The organism is Arthrobacter sp. FW306-1B-G06A (assembly GCF_058781765.1).
The window spans coordinates 23231-41290 of sequence record NZ_JBYSXB010000007.1 but is presented as its reverse complement, the minus strand read 5'-3'; the positions used below and the strand labels follow the sequence as shown (position 1 = coordinate 41290).

17 protein-coding genes are annotated in these 18060 nt (G+C 65.5%); 4 read left to right on the top strand and 13 right to left on the bottom strand.

Annotated features, from left to right (window positions below; all coding sequences use genetic code 11):
- Window positions 1-34: 34 nt before the first annotated feature.
- The 9 genes from AC3WJM_RS05345 to AC3WJM_RS05305 are packed head-to-tail and all read right to left on the bottom strand — an operon-like array spanning window position 35 to window position 10147.
- Window positions 35-1135 carry an ABC transporter permease gene (locus tag AC3WJM_RS05345; RefSeq protein WP_492271331.1) on the bottom strand — a complete coding sequence of 367 codons (1101 nt, stop codon included), beginning with the start codon at window positions 1133-1135 and terminating at the stop codon, window positions 35-37.
- Entirely contained in the window at window positions 1135-2244 is a 1110-nt protein-coding gene (locus tag AC3WJM_RS05340; RefSeq protein WP_492271330.1) for an ABC transporter permease, read from the bottom strand. Before AC3WJM_RS05340 ends, AC3WJM_RS05345 begins: the two co-directional genes overlap by 1 nt.
- Window positions 2241-3179 (bottom strand): ABC transporter ATP-binding protein, encoded by a 939-nt coding sequence (locus tag AC3WJM_RS05335; RefSeq protein ID WP_492271329.1) that lies wholly within the window; start codon window positions 3177-3179, stop codon window positions 2241-2243. The genes AC3WJM_RS05340 and AC3WJM_RS05335 overlap by 4 nt, the downstream gene beginning before the upstream one ends.
- A complete protein-coding gene (locus tag AC3WJM_RS05330; RefSeq protein ID WP_492271328.1) occupies window positions 3172-4461 on the bottom strand; it encodes a vWA domain-containing protein in 1290 nt (429 codons plus the stop codon). The genes AC3WJM_RS05335 and AC3WJM_RS05330 overlap by 8 nt, the downstream gene beginning before the upstream one ends.
- The gene (locus AC3WJM_RS05325; protein ID WP_284989122.1) at window positions 4454-5395 is read right to left on the bottom strand and encodes an AAA family ATPase; all 942 of its coding nucleotides are present in this window, start codon (window positions 5393-5395) and stop codon (window positions 4454-4456) included. The genes AC3WJM_RS05330 and AC3WJM_RS05325 overlap by 8 nt, the downstream gene beginning before the upstream one ends.
- Complete coding sequence (locus AC3WJM_RS05320) at window positions 5382-6335, bottom strand: XdhC family protein (RefSeq protein ID WP_492271327.1); 954 nt, start codon at window positions 6333-6335, stop codon at window positions 5382-5384. Before AC3WJM_RS05320 ends, AC3WJM_RS05325 begins: the two co-directional genes overlap by 14 nt.
- 1 nt (window position 6336) lies before the next feature.
- Window positions 6337-8730 carry an aerobic carbon-monoxide dehydrogenase large subunit gene (locus tag AC3WJM_RS05315; RefSeq protein ID WP_284989120.1) on the bottom strand — a complete coding sequence of 798 codons (2394 nt, stop codon included), beginning with the start codon at window positions 8728-8730 and terminating at the stop codon, window positions 6337-6339.
- On the bottom strand, window positions 8727-9263 hold the full coding sequence (locus AC3WJM_RS05310) for a (2Fe-2S)-binding protein (RefSeq protein ID WP_284989119.1): 537 nt from the start codon (window positions 9261-9263) through the stop codon (window positions 8727-8729). The genes AC3WJM_RS05315 and AC3WJM_RS05310 overlap by 4 nt, the downstream gene beginning before the upstream one ends.
- A gap of 5 nt (window positions 9264-9268) precedes the next feature.
- Complete coding sequence (locus AC3WJM_RS05305) at window positions 9269-10147, bottom strand: FAD binding domain-containing protein (RefSeq protein ID WP_284989118.1); 879 nt, start codon at window positions 10145-10147, stop codon at window positions 9269-9271.
- Window positions 10148-10359: 212 nt separating this feature from the next.
- Here AC3WJM_RS05305 and AC3WJM_RS05300 point away from each other — a divergent pair, with 212 nt between their 5' ends.
- The 4 genes from AC3WJM_RS05300 (at window position 10360) to AC3WJM_RS05285 (ending at window position 13090) form a co-directional block, all read left to right on the top strand.
- Window positions 10360-10686 carry a YciI family protein gene (locus tag AC3WJM_RS05300; protein WP_113990748.1) on the top strand — a complete coding sequence of 109 codons (327 nt, stop codon included), beginning with the start codon at window positions 10360-10362 and terminating at the stop codon, window positions 10684-10686.
- Window positions 10687-10726: 40 nt separating this feature from the next.
- Window positions 10727-12070 (top strand): RNA polymerase sigma factor, encoded by a 1344-nt coding sequence (locus tag AC3WJM_RS05295; protein WP_492271326.1) that lies wholly within the window; start codon window positions 10727-10729, stop codon window positions 12068-12070.
- Entirely contained in the window at window positions 12067-12405 is a 339-nt protein-coding gene (locus AC3WJM_RS05290; protein WP_492259973.1) for a YciI family protein, read from the top strand. Before AC3WJM_RS05295 ends, AC3WJM_RS05290 begins: the two co-directional genes overlap by 4 nt.
- 79 nt (window positions 12406-12484) lie before the next feature.
- Complete coding sequence (locus AC3WJM_RS05285; protein WP_284989115.1) at window positions 12485-13090, top strand: DUF1326 domain-containing protein; 606 nt, start codon at window positions 12485-12487, stop codon at window positions 13088-13090.
- Window positions 13091-13244: 154 nt separating this feature from the next.
- Here AC3WJM_RS05285 and AC3WJM_RS05280 read toward each other — a convergent pair whose 3' ends face one another.
- Genes AC3WJM_RS05280 through AC3WJM_RS05265 form a run of 4 tightly spaced genes read right to left on the bottom strand, consistent with a single transcriptional unit; the run spans window position 13245 to window position 18045 of the window.
- On the bottom strand, window positions 13245-14996 hold the full coding sequence (locus AC3WJM_RS05280) for a CocE/NonD family hydrolase (RefSeq protein WP_492271325.1): 1752 nt from the start codon (window positions 14994-14996) through the stop codon (window positions 13245-13247).
- A gap of 6 nt (window positions 14997-15002) precedes the next feature.
- Window positions 15003-15956, bottom strand: a complete 954-nt coding sequence (locus AC3WJM_RS05275) for an MBL fold metallo-hydrolase (RefSeq protein WP_492271324.1) — start codon at window positions 15954-15956, stop codon at window positions 15003-15005.
- A complete protein-coding gene (locus AC3WJM_RS05270) occupies window positions 15953-16894 on the bottom strand; it encodes an alpha/beta hydrolase (RefSeq protein WP_441437484.1) in 942 nt (313 codons plus the stop codon). Before AC3WJM_RS05270 ends, AC3WJM_RS05275 begins: the two co-directional genes overlap by 4 nt.
- Complete coding sequence (locus AC3WJM_RS05265) at window positions 16891-18045, bottom strand: FAD-dependent oxidoreductase (RefSeq protein ID WP_492271323.1); 1155 nt, start codon at window positions 18043-18045, stop codon at window positions 16891-16893. Before AC3WJM_RS05265 ends, AC3WJM_RS05270 begins: the two co-directional genes overlap by 4 nt.
- Window positions 18046-18060: the final 15 nt, after the last annotated feature.

Here is an 18060-nt window from a genome sequence, read left to right as displayed (position 1 = left end):
CCTAGGTCAAGGGAACTGGGGCAGCCACCGGAGCCTAGTAATCGACGAGCCGCCGCCGGAGGGACACAGTCCCCAAGACGAGTCCGACGGCGGCCGTAGCCAGCAGTACCGCGAGGTCGCGGCCGAGGTTGTCGGTCGATTGGTAGAAGATCGCGGCCTCCAAGGCATCCACGCCATAAAACGTTGGTGTGAAATGCGCTACGGCCTGGATCCAATCCGGCAGGAAGGCTGCAACACTGATTCCTCCGCTGAGGAAAAACAGGTAGATGGAGAGGTTGATGCCTGCCCCGGCAACGGCTGAAAAGCGTCGCAGCGCGCCTCCCAAAGCGGTCCCAAGCCCCGCGGCCGCCAGCGCGATCAATCCGATCGCGGCCAGAGCCGGCAACCAATACCAGCCGGCAGGCCGGAGCACCCCAAAGGCGAACGACAAGGCCAGCACCACCGCCGCCACGAGCATTGTCGTCACCCAGCACGCCAGGATTTTGCCGGCAATCAGTGTCCCGCGGCCAATCGGCGAGAGCAACAGCGCCTTGATGGTCAGGTCTTCGAACTCGCGGGCCGCGGCCAACCCGCCGTTGACGATCCCCATGATCGTAAGAAGGAGCACGAGGATAGGCACGAGCTGGAACTGGACCAGGTCGACGTCGTGCGGCCTCAGGTCCGATTCGGACACGCCGACCATGATCGGAGTGTCCGGCTGGCCGGCATAAAAATTCGTAATAGCGGCTGGCACTGAACGGCGCAGATCGTTGGTGAAGTCGAGGTTCAGGTTGTTGATCTGCACGCTGACGGGGTCGGACCGCTGTGCCCGGTAGTCGTCGTCGAACGTGGCGGGCACGGTAATGACCGCCGCAACCTGAAGGGTGTCCAGCAGCTCGGTGGCCTCAGAGGGAGTCGCCCGCTGGACGCGGAAGGCGTCCGAGTTCTCAAGGATCGAGACGAGTCTCTGCGCTTGCGGCCCGTTATCCTCGACCACCAGGGCGACCGGGTTCCGGCCGACCGCGCCGGCAACTACGAAGATGATCAGCAGGAACGCGACGGGCGGCAGCAGGCTGGCCAGAATCGCCGACGGCGTGCGGAACCAGGTCAGGATGTCTTTCGCCGCGATAGCGAGCACGGCACGCCCGGACGCCATCAGTGCCTCGCCCCCCGCCGGCTGAACACGAAGGCCGCGAACCCTACGGCCACCACGGTGAAGCCCGCCAGCACGATCGCGTCGACAGTCAGGCCCTGCGGAGCCGTCTGGTAGCCGTGGAAGGCGTGCTGCAAAGCGGCGATGGCATACGTGAGGGGCGATATCGCGGCGATCCCGCCCGGGATGGCACCCAGCCAGTTCGCCGGCCCGAACGGTCCACTCAAGAAAAACAGGGGAAGAACGGCCGCGATGGACAAGGGGATTGCCTGCTGCCTCCGGCGGACCAGCGTCCCGACGAGGACGCCGAGGGCGAGGAACGCTGCCAGTATCAGGAGTCCGAAGCCCAATACTTCGAGGGGATGGAGCGGATGGACTCCGATAAACAGGACCACGACGGCGAGTAGCAGCAGCGCGGACGCCGCCGCGAGGACCGCGGCTCCCAGTACCTTGCCTACCCCGATGGTCAAACGGCTCACAGGCGCCAGTGCGAGTTCCTTGATGGTCCCGAGCTCGTAGTCCCTCGCGGTATTGACGCTGCCTTGTAGTTGGGACGCGAGCATCAGGCCGGCAACCATGATGCTCACGGCGAGGTACGGAATGTAGCCGGTGTCCTGGGCGTGGACGTCGGATTCGCGGGCGGTCACTACTACTTGGTCCGGGAAGGCGTCCGCGTAGAAGGACGTGATGGACAGCGGCACGGCCCGGCGGATGTCGTTGGTGAAGTCGACGTTCAAGTTGTTGACTTCCACGGGAATCTCGATCCGCGCTCGGGCGGCAAGTGCGGCGTCGAACTCTTGCGGCACGGTGACGACGGCGACGATGCTGCCGGAGTGGATCTCGCTCTCCGCTTCGGTCGGGGTTGCGGTGTGGATGATGAACGAATGCGAGCCGTCCATGGCCTGGACGAAGCGTTGCGCGAGCGGTCCGTGGTCGTTCATCACGACGGCGATCGGTGCCTGGCCCCCGCTGATCGCAAAGAGGAGGAAGAGCAGCAGGAAGTTGATCGGGATGAGGACGCCGATGATCGCGAAGAGCGGCTCCCGGAGGGTGAGGCGGATGTCCGTCGCCGCCACGGCCCGTATCACGCGGAGGTCATGGCGGAGGCTCATTCCCGGAGCTCCTTGCCTGTCAGGCTGAGGAAAACCTCGTCGAGGCTCGGCTCGCGGCTCTGGATCTCCTCAAGGCTCGTGGAATCGACGACGGCGGTCACCACCCTGCCGGTGACATCGGAACCGCCTTCCACAGTGACCTTCAGCGAGCCGTCGGATGCAACTGCCGAGACAACGCCGGGGAGCGCGAGGACCTTTTGAACGATGTCTTCCCCAGGCGCCGGATGGGTGCGCATTTCGACCACCGTGTCACCGAAGCTGCGCCGCAGCTTCGACGGCGAATCGAGCGCCACGAGCCGTCCGCGGTCGATGATGGCCAGGCGATCGCACAGGGCGTTCGCTTCCTCAAGGTAGTTGCTGGTGATGAGCACCGTGGTACCGCGGTCCTTAAGTTCGAGGATCCGGTCCCAGAGGGCATGCCTGCTCTGCACATCGACGCCGAGGGTCGGTTCGTCGAAGTAGAGCAACTCCGGTTCGTGGAGCATGGCCCGGACCAATGCCAGCCTTCGCTTCATGCCGCCGGAGAACGTGGCGACGCGGCTCTTCCGGCGCTCCTCCAATTGCGCCAACTCGAGGAGCGCGGTGATCTTCCGCTCGAGACCATGCCTGGGCACGCCGAAGAGATCGGCGTGGAACCGCAGGTTGGCCTCGGCCGTGAGTTCCTCGTACAGGGCGTTCTCCTGCGGTACGGTCCCGAGCGAGCGCCGGATCCCGCGTGGATCCTTCAGCAGATCGATGCCCAGCACCTTGACACGGCCGGAACTTGGGCGGCTGAGGCCGCTGATCATGTTGATGATGGTCGTTTTGCCTGAGCCGTTGGGCCCCAGAAGGCCGAAAATCTCCCCGCGCTCCACCTGCAGGCTGAGATCGTCGACGGCGGTGAGGGAACCGAAACGCTTGGTCACACCTACGAGCTCGATGGCCGTTTCATTCATGCTTGTTCCTCCCCGTGCTGGCGGGTTGCACAGCCGCCACTCTCGATCGGCGCGACGGGCGTGACCGCTCGGTGCGAATCGCGGCGGCCGCTTCCGTCAAAGCGGCGTAGTTGTGCCCGCTCACGAAGGCGTCACAATAGGGCAGCGCAGCGGCCATGCCGCCTGCCAAAGGTTGGTAGCCGGTGCCAGCCTTCCTCGGATTAACCCAGACGATCCGGTACGCAAGGCGTCGCAACCGCGCCATCTGGGCTTCCACCAATTCCGGCGCGTCCTGGGCCCAACCGTCGGAGAGCACCACCACCACCGCGCCCCGGGCCAGCCCGCGGCGTCCATGGCCGTCGATGAAATGCCGGAGGCTCTCCGCCAGCCTGGTGCCACCCGCCCAGTCCGGGGCGGCTGCGGCTCCGAGGGCCAGGGCCTCGTCGGCATTCCGGTTCGAAAGCCGCCGGGTCAGCCTGGTCAGCCGGGTGGAAAACACAAACGCCTCGGCCTGGGCACCGGCCACCGCTCCCTGAACCAGGGACAGGAAGACCTGTGTATACGGTTCCATGGACCCGGATATATCGCACAGGAACACCAAGCGGCGCGGACGCGCGCGACGGCGGGAGTAGACCAAGGAGCTTGCGTCGCCACCGGCGCGCCGGGCAGCGCGGATGGTGCGCCGGAGGTCGAGCTTCGCACCGTTGTGCGCCCATTGGCGTGTCCGACGGCTGCGGCGCTCCGGGGTTGCCAGCACGATGCGCCGCACCAGCTGGCGCACCTGGGCACTTTCTTCGGGGGTGAGCTCGGCGAAGGATTTCTCATGCAAGTGCTCGTCAGCGGAGGCCATGGCCAGGATGGCCTCGAACCCGGGTGCCTTGGATTCGTCGTCGTTCCCTACGCCGGGGACGGCGAGGGGTGCCCGCGACGCCGGGACGTGGCCGTCGGCATGTGCCAGGCGTCGCTCGCTTACAGCGGCCCGGGCGTGCTCCGCCGCGCCGATTGCTGGAGGACTGTTGGCATCACCGCGGGTGTCTGCCGGATCGAGCATCCCGTCAAATGCTGCCGAAAAGACGGCATCGAATGCCGGCAGTTGCTCATGCGAGGAGACGAGCGCCACCCGGCAGGTCCAGTACAGCGGCTCCCGCGCAGTAGGAGGAACGATCCGGAGCGCCTGGGCCAGCCAGCCCGCACGGTCCGGGGAACTCGGCAGCCCTGCACGGCGCAGGGCCATGCTGAACCCCACCGCCAAAGCCGCCGCATCGACGCCCGCCAGGCCATCACTCGGCGCGTACTTAGGCATTGCCGCCCGCCACCCATCCCGGGCCGCGGGCCCACGCAAGGTCCAGGTCATCGCGATTCTTCAGGACCGAACCCCAGGTCTGATTCACCGCAACCGGATCCAGCCGGTCGACGCCAAGCACAGTGAGGGCGGACACCCAGTCGATTGCCTCCGCGATCCCCGGAGGTTTGGCCAAGTCCAAGGATCGCAGCCTGGTGATGGCAGCTGCGGCATCCAGGGCGAGTGGCTCGGCGCTCCCAGGCACCCTACGTCGAACAATCGCGGCGATCCGCTCCGGCCGGGGGTAGTCAATCCAGTGGTACAGGCAGCGCCGGGTCAATGCGTCGTGCAGGTCCCTGGTCCGGTTGGAGGTCAGGACGACGACGGGCGGGTGCGTGGCGCGGATAGTGCCCAGCTCGGGAATAGTCACGGCGGCTTCGGCCAGCAGCTCGAAGGTGAAGGCCTCGAACTCCGCGTCGGCCCGGTCGATCTCATCCAGTAGCAGGACGGCCGGACGCGGGCCCGGATGCTCGATCGCCTTCAGTAGCGGGCGACGCAGCAGGTACTGTTCCCCGAAGAGGTCGGCCTCCTCCATACGGACGTCCCGGACTTCCGCCAATCGGATGCCCAGGAGCTGGCGTTGATGGTTCCACTCGTAGAGCGCCTCGCCCACGTCGATGCCCTCGTAGCACTGCAAGCGATACAGGGGAGTGTCGAGCACCTTCGCCAGTGCCTTCGCCGCCTCGGTCTTCCCGACGCCGGCCTCACCCTCCAGCAGGATGGGTTGCGGCAAGCGGACGGACAGGAACAGTGCGGTCGCCAGTCCGACGTCGGCAAGATAGTCGCCGTCGTCGAGCGCGGACGTGAGCGCGGAAACGTCCGGGACAAGACGCCGCACCTCGTCTTCCGCGCCTGCCCGCACCGGCCCGGAGGTCCGGGGCTCAGGACGCGGCATATCGTTCCGGATCGGCGAGGAAGGCCCTCCTGCATCCAGGGGAACAGAAGTAGTACGTCGTTCCGGCATATTCGGCGTGCAGCGTCGACTCCACGGCCGCGACGCTCATGCCGCAGACGGGATCCATGGCGCTCGCAGGTTCGGCGCTCGCCGGCACCGGATCCGCCGTCGCAGCCTCTACGGTCGCAGCCTCCGGAGTCGTCGTGTCCGCAGTCCGGCCGAGGTGGCGCACGGACACTAGCTCGGCCAAGATCGACAGCGCGATCTCGGCAGGAGTCCGGCCGCCCAGCAGCAGCCCCGCCGGGCTGTGCACGCGCGCACGCTGGCCGTCGTCGACGTCGAGCGAGGCCAGGACGGCGGCGCCGCGCGTACGGCTTGCGACAAGGGCGACGTACGGCACCCCTAGCCGGAGCGCGGCCTCCAATGCGGGTTCCTCGTCGCGGCCCTGCGACGCGACGATGAGGGCGGCGTCGTCGGCCCGCGGTTCCGCCGTGGCTCCGTCGCTGAGTTCCATGTCCAGGTCGAGGATGGCACCCAAGGCACCCAACGCTTGTGCCACGGGGGTCGCGCCGACCACCACCACCCGGGGAGCGGGCATTTGCGGCTCGAGGAAGATCTCCACGGCGCCGCCGCTGAGGCAGGGGTTTGAAACCTCGACGGCGCCCTCCTCGCGGGTGCGGGACGGTTCACCGGGGACGACGCGCAGCAACAGGGGTTCGTGCTTGGAAAGCGTCTGCAGGCCGTATTCGCGCACGGACGCCTCGACGCACGTGCCACCCAGGAACCCGTCGATGTCCCCGTTGGCCAGCACCAGGGCGGTGTCCCCGGCGTGGGCGCTGGTGGGGTGCTGCGCGCGGACTACCGTGGCACGCACAAACGGTTCCCGGCGCTCCACAAGTTCCTGCACCTTAGCGGCCAAGGCTTCTCCGTGCAGCGGCATGTCACACCGGTGGCCTGGCCCGGCCCTGCATGGCCTCCCACACCCGGGCCGGCGTGCACGGCATATCCATGTGGGTCACTCCATATGGCGTCAAGGCATCCACGATCGCATTGACGATGGCCGGCGGGGACCCGACCGTGGCGGATTCACCGATGCCTTTGGCGCCGATGGGGTGGTGCGGCGATGGCGTGACGGTGAACCCGGTCTCCCAGTCGGGGACTTCCATCGCCGTCGGGATGAGGTAGTCCATGAACGAGCCGCTGAGGCAGTTGCCCTCCTCGTCGAACGCGATGATTTCCATGAGCGCCATCCCGACGCCGTCGGTCAGCCCGCCGTGGACCTGGCCTTCGATGATCATCGGATTGATCCGGGTCCCGCAATCGTCCACCGCGATGAAGCGACGGACCTTGACGTGGCCGGTACCGGCGTCGACGTCCACCACGCAGATATAGGCGCCGAACGGGAACGTCAGGTTGGGAGGGTCATACGTCACCTCCGCGTCGAGGTTACCGTCGATGCCCTCCGGGAGGGCCACCGTGCCGTGGGCGCCGAAGGCGATCTCGGCGATCGTCTTGCCGGCGCTTGGATCGCCCTTGACGAACCAGCGGCCCTTTTCCCACTCGAGGTCCTCGGGCCGGGTCTCAAGCATCGCAGCGGCAATGAACCTCGCCTTGTCCCGTACCTTCCGCGCCACCAGCGCTACCGCGCCGCCGCTGACCGGCGTCGAGCGGCTCCCGTAGGTGCCCAGGCCGAAGGGCGTCTGGTCGGTGTCGCCGTGGACGACGTCGATGCTCTCAGGCGGGATGCCGAGTTCCTCCGCCACGATCTGGGCGAACGTGGTTTCGTGGCCCTGCCCCTGGCTTTGCACCGAGATCCTGACGACGGCCTTGCCGGTGGGATGGACGCGGAGTTCCGCGCCGTCGGCCATGCCGAGTCCCACGATGTCAAAATGCTTACGGGGCCCGGCGCCGACGGTCTCAGTGAAGAAGGACACGCCGATGCCCATCAGCTCGCCGCGCTCCCGCTTTTCGAGTTGCTCGCGCCGGAGATCCTCGTACCCGGCCATTTGCATGGACAGCCGCATGGCAGGCTCGTAGTTGCCGGAGTCGTAGATCCAGCCGGTCTTGTTGGCGTAGGGGAACTGCTCGGGTTTGATGAAATTCTTGAGCCGGAGCTCTGCCGGATCCATCTCGAGTTTCCGGGCCAGGATGTCCACCATGCGCTCCACGAGGTAGACCGCTTCCGTCACGCGGAAGGAACAGGCATAGGCGACGCCACCGGGGGCCTTGTTGGTGTAGACACCAGTGACCTTGCAGTAGGCCGCCTTCAGGTCGTAGCTCCCGGTAAAGATGGAGAAGAAGCCGGCCGGGGTCTTGGTGGGCTGTGCGGTCGCGTTGAAGGCGCCGTGGTCTGCCAGCACGCTGGTCCGGACTGCCAGGATCTTGCCGTCGTTGGTGGCCGCGATCTCGCCCTGCATGATGTAGTCTCGGGCGAACGACGTGGACATCAGGTTTTCCGAGCGGTCCTCCACCCACTTCACCGGCTTCCCGGTCACGATCGAACCGACGACGGCCAGGACATAGCCGGGATAGATGCCCACCTTGTTGCCGAAGCCCCCGCCGATATCGGGGGAGACGATCCGGATCTTGTGCTCCGGAATGCCGGCGACTATCGCATACAGCGTCCGGTGGGCATGCGGGGCCTGGGTCGTTTCGTAGAGGGTCAGCCTGCCGTCGATCGGATCGAAGTCCGCCACGGCGCCGCAGGTTTCCATGGGCGCCGGGTGCACGCGCGGATACACGACCTCCTGGGCGACGACGACGTCGGCAGCGGCGAACACCGCCTCGGTTTCGGCCGCATCGCCGATCTCCCAGTCGAAGATCCGGTTGTCCGTCCGGCCCTCGATATCGTCGCGGATGACCGGCGCGCCGGGATCGAGGGCGCGGCGGGCATCAATCACCGGAGGCAACATGTCGTATTCGACGTCGATCAGCTCCAAGGCGTCCCGGGCGGCGTAGCGGTCCTCCGCGACCACGAAGGCGACTTCCTGGCCCTGGAAGCGGACCTTGTCCGTGACGAGGACTGCCTGGACGTCCGCGGACAGGGTGGGCGCCCACGCGAGGTTGAGGGCCTGCAGGTCCTTGCCGGTGATAACGGCGAGGACCCCGGGATGCGCCAATGCTTCGGACGTGTCTATGGAAACCAGTCGGGCATGCGCAACGGGAGCGCGCAGAATGGCCCCATGCAGCATGCCGGGCAGCACAATGTCGTCGAGGTAATTGCCCTTGCCGCGGACGAACCGCGGGTCCTCCTTGCGCTGGAGGCGGCCGAACCCGATCGGGCGGCCCGGGTCTCCGGCCGCCGGGTTGGGTGCATGCTCCTGGACGGTGGTCATGCCGTCACCTCTTCTTCGATGGTCCCTCCGGCACCGCCGTCGTCCGCCTGGGCGTCCGTCTCAGCGTCCCAACCGGGCGGGTGGGCTGCGGCCCACTTCACCGAGCGGACGATCGTCGCGTAACCGGTGCAGCGGCAAATCTGGCCGGAAATGGCTTGGCGGATCTCGCCGTCGTCGGGATGCGGGTTGCGGTCCAGCAGGGCCCTGGCCGTGAGCATCATGCCTGGAGTGCAGAATCCGCATTGCAGGCCGTGCTCCTCCATGAACCCCTGCTGCACCGGATCGAGCGTGCCATTGACGGCCAGTCCCTCGACGGTCCGGATGTCGTGCCCGTCGGCCATGGCTGCCAGCACGGTGCACGATTTCACCGGTTGTCCGTCCATCAGGACCACACAGGTTCCGCAGTTGCTCGTGTCGCATCCCCAGTGCGTGCCGGTCAATCCAAGGTTTTCGCGGATGAAATGGACCAGCAACACGCGGGGTTCGATCTCCCGGGTCACCTTGTCCCCGTTGACCGTCATGCTGACCTGCATTGCTTTCAGCCTTCCTGTGCGCCTGCCGCGCGTGCACAAGCACGGCGCAGGACCCTGCGGGTGAGTTCATCGGCCAAGTGCCGCTTGTAGTCGACCGGCCCGCGCTGGTCGTCCACCGGGTGGCAAGCGGCTGCTGCGATGCGGGCAGCCTCGGCGAACAGGTCTTCCTGCGGCTGCTGTCCGCGGAGCACGGCTTCGGCCTCGGGGATAGTGCCGTCCAGCCCGACCGCCGTCAGCCCGATGGCGGCCTCCTCCACCGTGCCGTCTGCGGAAAGCCCGACGGCGGCCCCGGCCGCGACGACTGCCCAGTCACCCACCCGGCGCTCCACTTTTTCATAGGCGCTGCCCGAGCGCGGGCGGATCGTGAAGCGGACTTCGTACAACAGTTCGTTTTGCGCCACGGCGGTTTCGTAAGGGCCGCGGTGGAAATCCGACATCGCGACGATCCGTTCGCCGTCGGGCCCGCGGATCACGGCCTGGGCGCGCAGGACATCGCAAACGGTAGAGAGGTCTTCGGCCGGATCCGCTTGGCAGAGCGAGCCGCCGATCGTTCCACGGTTGCGGACCACAGGGTCCGCGATCACCTGCTCGGCGTCGCGGATTATCGGAAAGAGCTCGGCGACTTCGGCTGACTCGAGGAGCGCCGTGTGGCGGGTTAACGCGCCCACACGCAACTGCTCGCCTTCCCTGCGGATGAATTCCAGTTCCGTCAGGTCGTTGATGTCGATCAGCCACTCCGGCCGCGCCAGGCGGAGCTTCATCATCGGCAGCAAGCTGTGCCCGCCGGCGATGATGCGCGACTCGGGACCGTGGCGTTCGAGGAGGGACAGCGCGTTTGCGACGTCGCTCGCGCGCTCATAATCAAATGGAGCCGGAATCTGCATTGTCCACCCCTTAGGGGCCAGACGTCCTGCACCTCGTAGGACGCGGACCTATGATCAGTCTTGCCCGCGTCATTGTGGGTGTCAACATAGTCAAGGGGCAAGATCACAGCCATTTTGACCCGAAAAAGAATTTCCCAGGCAGTGTCCTTTTCGCGACGTCCCGCCCGTCGTCATGGTGTATCAACCGAGAAGAAGGAGTCATCGTGGAGTACATGCTTTTCATTTGCAACGACCCGGCAGCGCCGGAATATGTCGCCGCCGAGGACAATATCGTTGAATGGGTGGCCGAGATGGAAGCCCGCGGCGTAACCCGTCACGGTGACCGGCTGCGTCCCGTCGAGGACGCCACCACCGTCACGGTGCGGGCGGGCGAAGTGGTTGTCTCGGACGGGCCGTTTGCGGAGACGAAAGAGTGGATCGCGGGCTACGACGTCATCGCGTGTGCCGATCTCGATGAGGCCATCGAGGTGGCGTCCAAGCATCCCATGGCACGATTCGGCAAGATCGAGATCAGGCCAGTGTGGCCGCTCGGGCTGTAGCGGTTCGCCCGGCGTCCGGCGTCTTGAGCGGGGAGATGAAATGGCGAGAGAACTGACGGATGCCCGGACCGCCGTCGAGGCTGCCTCCGCCGAGGAGAACGCCCGGATCACCGCAACCCTCATCCGGGTGACGGGAGACTGGAGCCTGGCGGAGGATTGCGTCCAGGACGCGTTCGCAAAGGCATTGGTCGACTGGCCGGAGCACGGCGTTCCGCGGAACCCCGGGGCTTGGCTGACCGCAGTGGCGAGGAACAGGGCGATCGATCGCATGCGGAGTGCGGCCAGTGAAAAGAGGGCTGTCCGTGAACTCGCGATCATCGCCCAACTCGAAGGCCTGGGGGAAGGGGGCAGCAATGATCCGGGTGCGGAAGACGACCGGCTGCGGCTGATCTTCACCTGTTGCCACCCTGCCCTCCCGCTCGACGCAAGGGTTGCGTTGACGCTGCGCACCGTCGCAGGGCTGACGACGGGTGAGATTGCGCGTGCGTTCCTCGTCTCGGAGGCAACCATGTCAAAGCGGCTGGTCCGCGCACGGGCCAAGATACGTGACGCAGGAATCCCGTATCGGGTACCGCCCCCGGAGCTGAGAGCCGAACGCACGTCCGGGGTCCTGGCGGTGCTCTATCTCATGTTCAACGAAGGCTATTCCGCCACGGGCGGCGATTCCTTGATCCGGGAGTCCCTTGCGCGGGAAGCGATTCGCCTCAACCGCTTGCTCGTTTCGTTGCTTGCCGGTTCACAGCAGGAACCGGAGGCCATGGGCCTCCTCGCGCTCATGCTGTTCCACCATGCCCGGCGAAGCTCTCGAACGGACGCGGCGGGGGACTTGGTGACGTTGGAGGAGCAGGACCGCGAATCGTGGGACCACGCTGAGGTTGCCGAGGCCGTTGCGCTCCTTGCCGCTGCCGAACGGCTTGGCATTTCACACCGATCCCGGCCAGGGAGCTACCGTGTCCAGGCCGCTATTGCGGCATGCCATATGACCGCCCGCACCCCAGGAAGTACAGACTTCGCCCGGGTGGCCTTGCTGTACGACTCCCTTGCGCAGATTGCGCCGTCGCCGGTTGTCGAACTCAACCGCGCTGTCGCCGTCGCAATGTCCCAAGGTCCGGAGGCCGGGCTGACCCTCATCGAGCAACTGGACCGATCCCGCTCGCTCGAGGGGTACTACCTTCTGCCCGCCGCGAAAGCGGACCTCCTGAGGCGGCTCGGCCGAAGGTCGGAGGCGAGGGACGAATACCAGCGGGCCCGCGAACTCGCACCATCCGAGGCGGAACGCCGCTACCTTGGCAAACGCCTGGCGGAGACTGGTTCTGCGTCCTCGTCCTCATCTGAATCCACGCCGAATAGCAATGCGACATCCGCCGTCAAGGAGAAAAAATGAAACATCTCTTGCTGATTCAAAACAATTTCGACGCCTGGAACGCCCTTCCAGAGTCCGAGATCGACGCGATCATGGAGGCGCACACCTCCTTGCAGCAGGAACTCAGGGCCTCCGGAGAATTTGTGGAGGCTCATGAACTCGGTGAAGAAGCGAAGTTCGTGAGAAACAACGGCAGCGGGCCTACGGTGACGGACGGCCCGTTCATCGAGACAAAGGAAATCGTGGCCGGCTACTACGTGGTTGACTGCGTGGACATGGCAAGGGCTGTGGAGATCGCCGGCAAGTTCGGAGAGTCCAGGCTGTGGCCTATCGAGGTACGACCCATGGACCCGTGAGCGATCCGGAGAGCGTTGACACTGTTCCGGGCCGCGAGGAGACTTTTTTCTGGGGATGCCTCGCCGAAAGGAGCCCCAGATGTCGTGGCACGTCGAGGGTACGTATTTTGAGAATTGCAACTGCGACATGGTCTGCCCGTGTTCCACTTCAGGGCTGACCGCACCGGCGGATAACGATCGATGCAACGTGGCCCTGGCCTTTCATGTGGACACAGGTGAGGTAAACGGCGTCGACGTCGGTGGCCTGACGGTCTGCGTCGTCGCCGATACGCCTGCCCTCATGAGCGACGGGGGATGGAAACTCGGCGTGCTGATGGACGCCGCCGCCTCACCCGAGCAAGCCGAAGCGCTCGGCGCTGTTTTCGGTGGCCAGCTCGGCGGACCGATGGAGGGCCTCACACCCCTGATCGGTGAAATGGCGGGAATGGAATCCCTGGAAATCGCCTACACCGAAGACGGTCGTTCGCACCAGGTCCGCGTCGGCAGTGCCGTCGACTTGGCCGTTGAGGACTTCGTGTCTCCGATGGATGCCACCGGGCTGGGAGTGAAAGTCAGCGGGGTAGGATTCCCGGCGGACACCTTGGCCGCGGGCACAGCCAGCACGGCCCGCGTGGACGTGTTCGGGATGACCTGGGACAACGCCGGAAAGAACTCCTTCTCCGCTCCCTTTGCCTGGTCGGCCTAGGTGCCGCTTCCTGGACGCTCGCTCGCTTATACGGTCAAATTCCACGACGCTCGCTCTGATATATGGGCAAAAGCAGGGACGCTCGCTCACATCATGTGAGCGAGCGTCGACGGATAGCACCCTAAAAGTGAGCGAGCGTCCCGGGACGCGAAGCTTAGTCAAGCGGTCCGACAACCCGGTGCGCTGAGCCGGCCACCGTCGTGAACGGCAAGACGAGCCGCGACTGGTGGGTGGCGTCGCGGTAGATCTTGTGCGTGACGGGGCGGCCTACCGGCAAGTGGAAGGCGTCAGGCGGGAGTAGTGCGTTGTGCTCGTCGGCCAGCGGCTCATCGTTGGACAGTTCAACCGTGAGGCGATGACCTGCCTTGAACGTGTTGGCGAACGGGTAGAGGCGCAGTACGTACTCCTCGATCGTCCCGGGCTCCACCGGCACTGATCGGGTGTGCGGGTGGTAGGGGTTGCCCTCGGTAGTCCGTTCGTCCAGTTCACGGTGCGATGCCTTGAGGTAGCCGGTGGTGATCAGCTGGCGTTCCCCGTTCGGCGCGGTGTCCCAGAGGCGCAGGATGAAGTTTGTGTCGGCCTGGTCGATTTCCGCGAAGATGTGGGCGGCGCCTGCGCCGATCAATTCCGTGTCCTGCTCGAACGGCTGGGTGCTCGACGAGAGGATCTCCACCTTGTCGGTCACCGTCAATGGGGCTTGGTAGAAACCGTCCGGGGCGGCGTACTCGGCACCCATCGGCTCCGGCTCTTCCGACAGCTTGTGGCGCGGCCGGAGATAGAGGGACTTGTACTCGATGTCCTTCGGGGGCCACTGCCCGGCGGTCACCACTTCGCGCGAGCCCTCCACGAAGACGCTGACGGGCGGCTCGTCCATGACCCCGTTGTCGATGCCTTTGATCCAGTAGTCATACCACCGGAACATTTTGTCGTGCTCCTCGATGAAGGGGCGTGATTGCATGGGCGGGTAGGGGCCGATGGTCAGCTTTTTCGGGCCCTTGAGTGCGTTGTACAACTCGATGGTGCCGTCAAGGGTCCACCCGCGGCCTTGGTCGAGCTGCAGCCAGACCGGGATGTCGATGTTTGGGGCCAGCGTGATGGGGTTGCGTTCTTCGTACCATTCACCGTCCAGTTCGTTCATGACGATGTCGAACCAGGCCTCGTGGTTCTTGGGGTAGTTCAGTACATGGACCAGGTTCGGCCAGGCCGCGATGTCCGGATCCTCGAGGCGCTCGGCGACGAGCTTCTTGAGTTCCCCTGGAGAATGCTTCTCGATCATGCGGGACTTCACGTTGTCGGTGAACGCCCAGCCCGAGTCCCCTCCGCGTCCTTCGCGGGCGGCACGCGGCATGAACCACATGATGCCGCCGTGGTACGTCGTTTCATAGAAGTCGTAATGGCCGCCGGAGACGAAGATCGCCTTGAGGTGCGGCGGACGCTCGGCGGCGGCCAGAACCTGCATCGAACCGAAGTAGGAGATGCCCACCATGCCGACGTTCCCGTCGCACCATGGCTGCGCGGCGACCCATTCGATGAAGTCGTAGGCGTCCTGGCCAAGCGACACACCGCCGGCGTTGTAGTTGCCGATGTGCTCGCCGCCCGAGAAGCCCGAGCCTCGGAGGTCGCCGATGACATGGACGTAGTCTTCCTTGACGATCCTGGCGATGTCCCCGGCCTCGATGCAGCCGTCCCACATGGGGCTGGGACGCCGCTGCGGGGGAGTGGTGAGGGCAAGGGCCTGCAGCTCCTTGCCGTACGGGCTGAGTGCCACCAATGCCGGGCGCGGCTTGTTTTCGGGGCCGTGGTAGGCGTCCGCGGCGAGCTCGACGCCGTCCCGCATCGGGACCCGAAGGTCCTTGCGGACAGCTATGGATTGCCCGCTTGCATCCAGGAACTGAAAGTCATCCATGAGTGTTTACTCCTCGTCTTCGATCAAATGGTCCAGCGACGTGCGGTACCCGTGGAGGGTGGTGAAGAACGGGGAAGGCTCCAGCGTGGGGTCCCCGTCGTATCCAAGGTCCTCGGCCACGCGGGTGAAAGGGGAGTAGGGCGAGTCTGTGTCCTGCAAGCCGGAGGCCAGGCAACCGCCGGCCGCATTGCTGACACGGGCCTCGATGTCCAGGCTCCCTTGGAGCGCTTCCCTTGCCTGTCCGGCGTCGAGCTCCACGCCGTAGGGCGTGCCGTCCCTGTGGCGGTACGGGTGCCCCAGGTACAAGTGCCGTGGACGGACCTCATCCCGCAGGTACTCAAGGCTCGAGCGGTAGGCGACCGGGTCCACGAACCCCGGAAAGCCGTTTGCCGCGCCGTGGATTTGGACCGCGTCTCCGACGAACACGTCATTCTGCCCGTCGAGGACGTAGGCCACCGACCCCGGGGTATGGCCCGGAAGCGAATGGACCGAAACCGTGGCGCCGCCGCCCAGCGGGATGGTCTCGCCGCCCCGCACCAACAGCGTCGGCTCCATCTCGCCCGAGATCACGGCATTCGTGGCCGCGGTGAGCTTCGCCTCGCCGTCGGGATCCTGCAGATACTGCGCCCGCCCGGAAAGGTATTCGTCCACATGGGCCCGGCGCGAGCGCAAGAACGGTGCGTCGGCCTCATGAATGACCACTTGGGCGCGCCGTCCGGTGAGCTCCCACAGGGCGTAGGCGCCGCCAATGTGGTCGATGTGCCCATGGGTCAGCAGGATCCAGCGGACGTCTTCGATCCGGCGTCCGATTGCCTCCAGTGCCGGCACCATGCCGTCGGCGGGGGAGGATGCTATCCCCGTGTCGACGATGGCCGGTTCGGCGGCGTCGATGAAGAAGCTGTAGAGGCCGAAGCGACCCCACGGGGAGACGAGGGGATGTACAGCAAGCGGCTTCGTCATTGGCCGGTCCTCGCGTTCAGGAATTCGCCCGTCTCCTCGAATGCCCGGTACAGCTCCGGTATCCAGGAGAAGTGCTGGACAAAACCATGATTGGCGCCGGGGTAGCGGGTCACTTTTGTCTCGACGCCGGCCTCCGCCAAGCGCCGGCCATAGAGTTCGCCCTCGTCCCGGAGGGGATCGTGCTCGGCGGTGATGACCAGCGCTGCCGGAAGCCCGGCGAGATCTTCCCGCTTGACGGGGGAGACACGGGGGTCTGCAGGGTCGGCCCCGTTCTCAAGGTAGAACGAGTTGAAGGGTTTGAGGCCCGCCGTCTCCAGCCCGTATCCTTCGGCGTTTTCGCGCAGTGAGGGGTAACGCTCGACGTCGAAATCCAGGTCCAGCGACGGGTAGAACAGGACCTGGTGGGTGATCTGCTTGAACCCGTCGTCGAGGGCTTTCGCGGCGACGGCGGCAACGAAGTTGCCTCCAGAGCTATCACCTGCGACGGCGAGGTTCTTCCCGTCCCACTTCAGGTTTCCGCCCTTCCCGGCCGCCCAGCGGACCACGCCGTAGCAGTCGTCAAGCCCTGCAGGGAACACGGCCTCGGGAGCCAAACGGTAGCCAACCGAGATGACCTTGTGTCCGGTTTCCTTCGCCAGGGCGCGTGCCACGTAGTCGTGGGTGTCCAGGCTGCCCAGGAAGAAGGCGCCGCCGTGGAAGTACACCAGCAGGCCATAGGAGTCGGCCTCCATCGGCGTATAGATCCGCACCGGCACTTCGCCCGACGACGTGACAGCCGTAGCGTCGTCCACCGAGTACAGCGGTAGCCGCTCCGCCAGCGGCGGGACCTGGGCTGCCTCGCCGGCGCGCATGGCTCGAGGGTCCAAGGGCGAACCATCGGGTGCCGGCAAAGTGGCCAGGACCTTGGCGATTTCCGGATGGATGGCCATGGCGTTCATGCCCTCGCTTCTGCTGTTACGGGCGCGCTGGCGGGCTTTTGCGACGTGGGCTTCTGACCCGGGAAGACATCGTTGACCTCTTCCTCGCTCCAGCCTTGACGGGAGATGCGCTGCAGCTCATCCGTCACCGGCTTTCGGGTTGCCTGGAACAGGGCCAGCGCCTCCTTGACCGTGGCGGCCCGGGTGAGCGCGTCGGCGAGTGCACCTGCGTCCTCAATGGCCGAGTTTGCGCCTTGTCCCTGGTGGTGCAACATGGAGTGCGCCGCGTCGCCCATGAGCACCACGGAGTCGGTGTGCCACGAGTCGACCGGGTCGATGTCGTAGACGGCGCGGACATTGACCGTGTTCATGTCGAGGCCCCTTGTGATGTTCACGATGCGCTCGTCGAATCCGCTGACGGTTTCCAGGAGGCTTTCCTTGCTCACCTTCGGCGCCCAGGTACCGTCCGGGTTCAGGGCAGTAATGTCGAAGGACACCTGGTTCCGGTGGCGAAGCGGCAACAGGTAGACCTTGGTGCCCTTGCCGATGTACATCCGTAGGTTGTCGTCAACCACCAGGCCGTGGGCGTCGTCGGCGGAAATGACCACACGGTAAGCGTGTTCTCCCGAGAACACGGGGCCTTTGTCGCTGAAGAGCTGCTCGCGGACCACGGATTTGATGCCGTCGGCACCCACCACGAGGTCTGCCTCGACGGTATTGCCGTTCGTGAAGCTCAGCACGGAACGGCCGTCCATTTCCTCGATCTTCTCGAGCTTGTGGCCCAGGTGCACCATTCCCTTCGGGAGCACGCCGAGCAAGGCCTCGATGAAGTCGCCCCGGTGGATGAGGTAGGTGTGGGCCTGCTCGCCGAACTCCGGCCATGTGTCCTTCAAGATCGGTGTTCCGCTGGCCGTGAGGATCTCGAAGTAGTCGCTCGGCGAACTGACCTTGGCGATAGCATCGAAGATCCCCCACCTGCTGAAACGGTCCATGGTGGCGGGACGTAATCCAATGCCGGCGCCAACCTCCCGCATCTGCGACGCTTGCTCGTACACGTTGACGTTCGCACCGAGCAGGCTCAGGGCTTTGGCCGCAGCTGCGCCCCCATACCCTGCGCCGACGATGGCGATGTTGAGGTTCTTGATGTCTTCAGCCTTCATTGTTTGGATCACTTTCTTGACTCTTCC

Bases quoted from the DNA above. Each gene is read 5' to 3' on its own strand.
- AC3WJM_RS05345 (WP_492271331.1), bottom strand. From the start codon at position 1,135: ATGGCGTCCGGGCGTGCCGTGCTCGCTATCGCGGCGAAAGACATCCTG.
- AC3WJM_RS05340 (WP_492271330.1), bottom strand. From the start codon at position 2,244: ATGAGCCTCCGCCATGACCTCCGCGTGATACGGGCCGTGGCGGCGACG.
- AC3WJM_RS05335 (WP_492271329.1), bottom strand. From the start codon at position 3,179: ATGAATGAAACGGCCATCGAGCTCGTAGGTGTGACCAAGCGTTTCGGT.
- AC3WJM_RS05330 (WP_492271328.1), bottom strand. From the start codon at position 4,461: ATGCCTAAGTACGCGCCGAGTGATGGCCTGGCGGGCGTCGATGCGGCG.
- AC3WJM_RS05325 (WP_284989122.1), bottom strand. From the start codon at position 5,395: ATGCCGCGTCCTGAGCCCCGGACCTCCGGGCCGGTGCGGGCAGGCGCG.
- AC3WJM_RS05320 (WP_492271327.1), bottom strand. From the start codon at position 6,335: ATGCCGCTGCACGGAGAAGCCTTGGCCGCTAAGGTGCAGGAACTTGTG.
- AC3WJM_RS05315 (WP_284989120.1), bottom strand. From the start codon at position 8,730: ATGACCACCGTCCAGGAGCATGCACCCAACCCGGCGGCCGGAGACCCG.
- AC3WJM_RS05310 (WP_284989119.1), bottom strand. From the start codon at position 9,263: ATGCAGGTCAGCATGACGGTCAACGGGGACAAGGTGACCCGGGAGATC.
- AC3WJM_RS05305 (WP_284989118.1), bottom strand. From the start codon at position 10,147: ATGCAGATTCCGGCTCCATTTGATTATGAGCGCGCGAGCGACGTCGCA.
- AC3WJM_RS05300 (WP_113990748.1), top strand. From the start codon at position 10,360: ATGCTTTTCATTTGCAACGACCCGGCAGCGCCGGAATATGTCGCCGCC.
- AC3WJM_RS05295 (WP_492271326.1), top strand. From the start codon at position 10,727: ATGGCGAGAGAACTGACGGATGCCCGGACCGCCGTCGAGGCTGCCTCC.
- AC3WJM_RS05290 (WP_492259973.1), top strand. From the start codon at position 12,067: ATGAAACATCTCTTGCTGATTCAAAACAATTTCGACGCCTGGAACGCC.
- AC3WJM_RS05285 (WP_284989115.1), top strand. From the start codon at position 12,485: ATGTCGTGGCACGTCGAGGGTACGTATTTTGAGAATTGCAACTGCGAC.
- AC3WJM_RS05280 (WP_492271325.1), bottom strand. From the start codon at position 14,996: ATGGATGACTTTCAGTTCCTGGATGCAAGCGGGCAATCCATAGCTGTC.
- AC3WJM_RS05275 (WP_492271324.1), bottom strand. From the start codon at position 15,956: ATGACGAAGCCGCTTGCTGTACATCCCCTCGTCTCCCCGTGGGGTCGC.
- AC3WJM_RS05270 (WP_441437484.1), bottom strand. From the start codon at position 16,894: ATGAACGCCATGGCCATCCATCCGGAAATCGCCAAGGTCCTGGCCACT.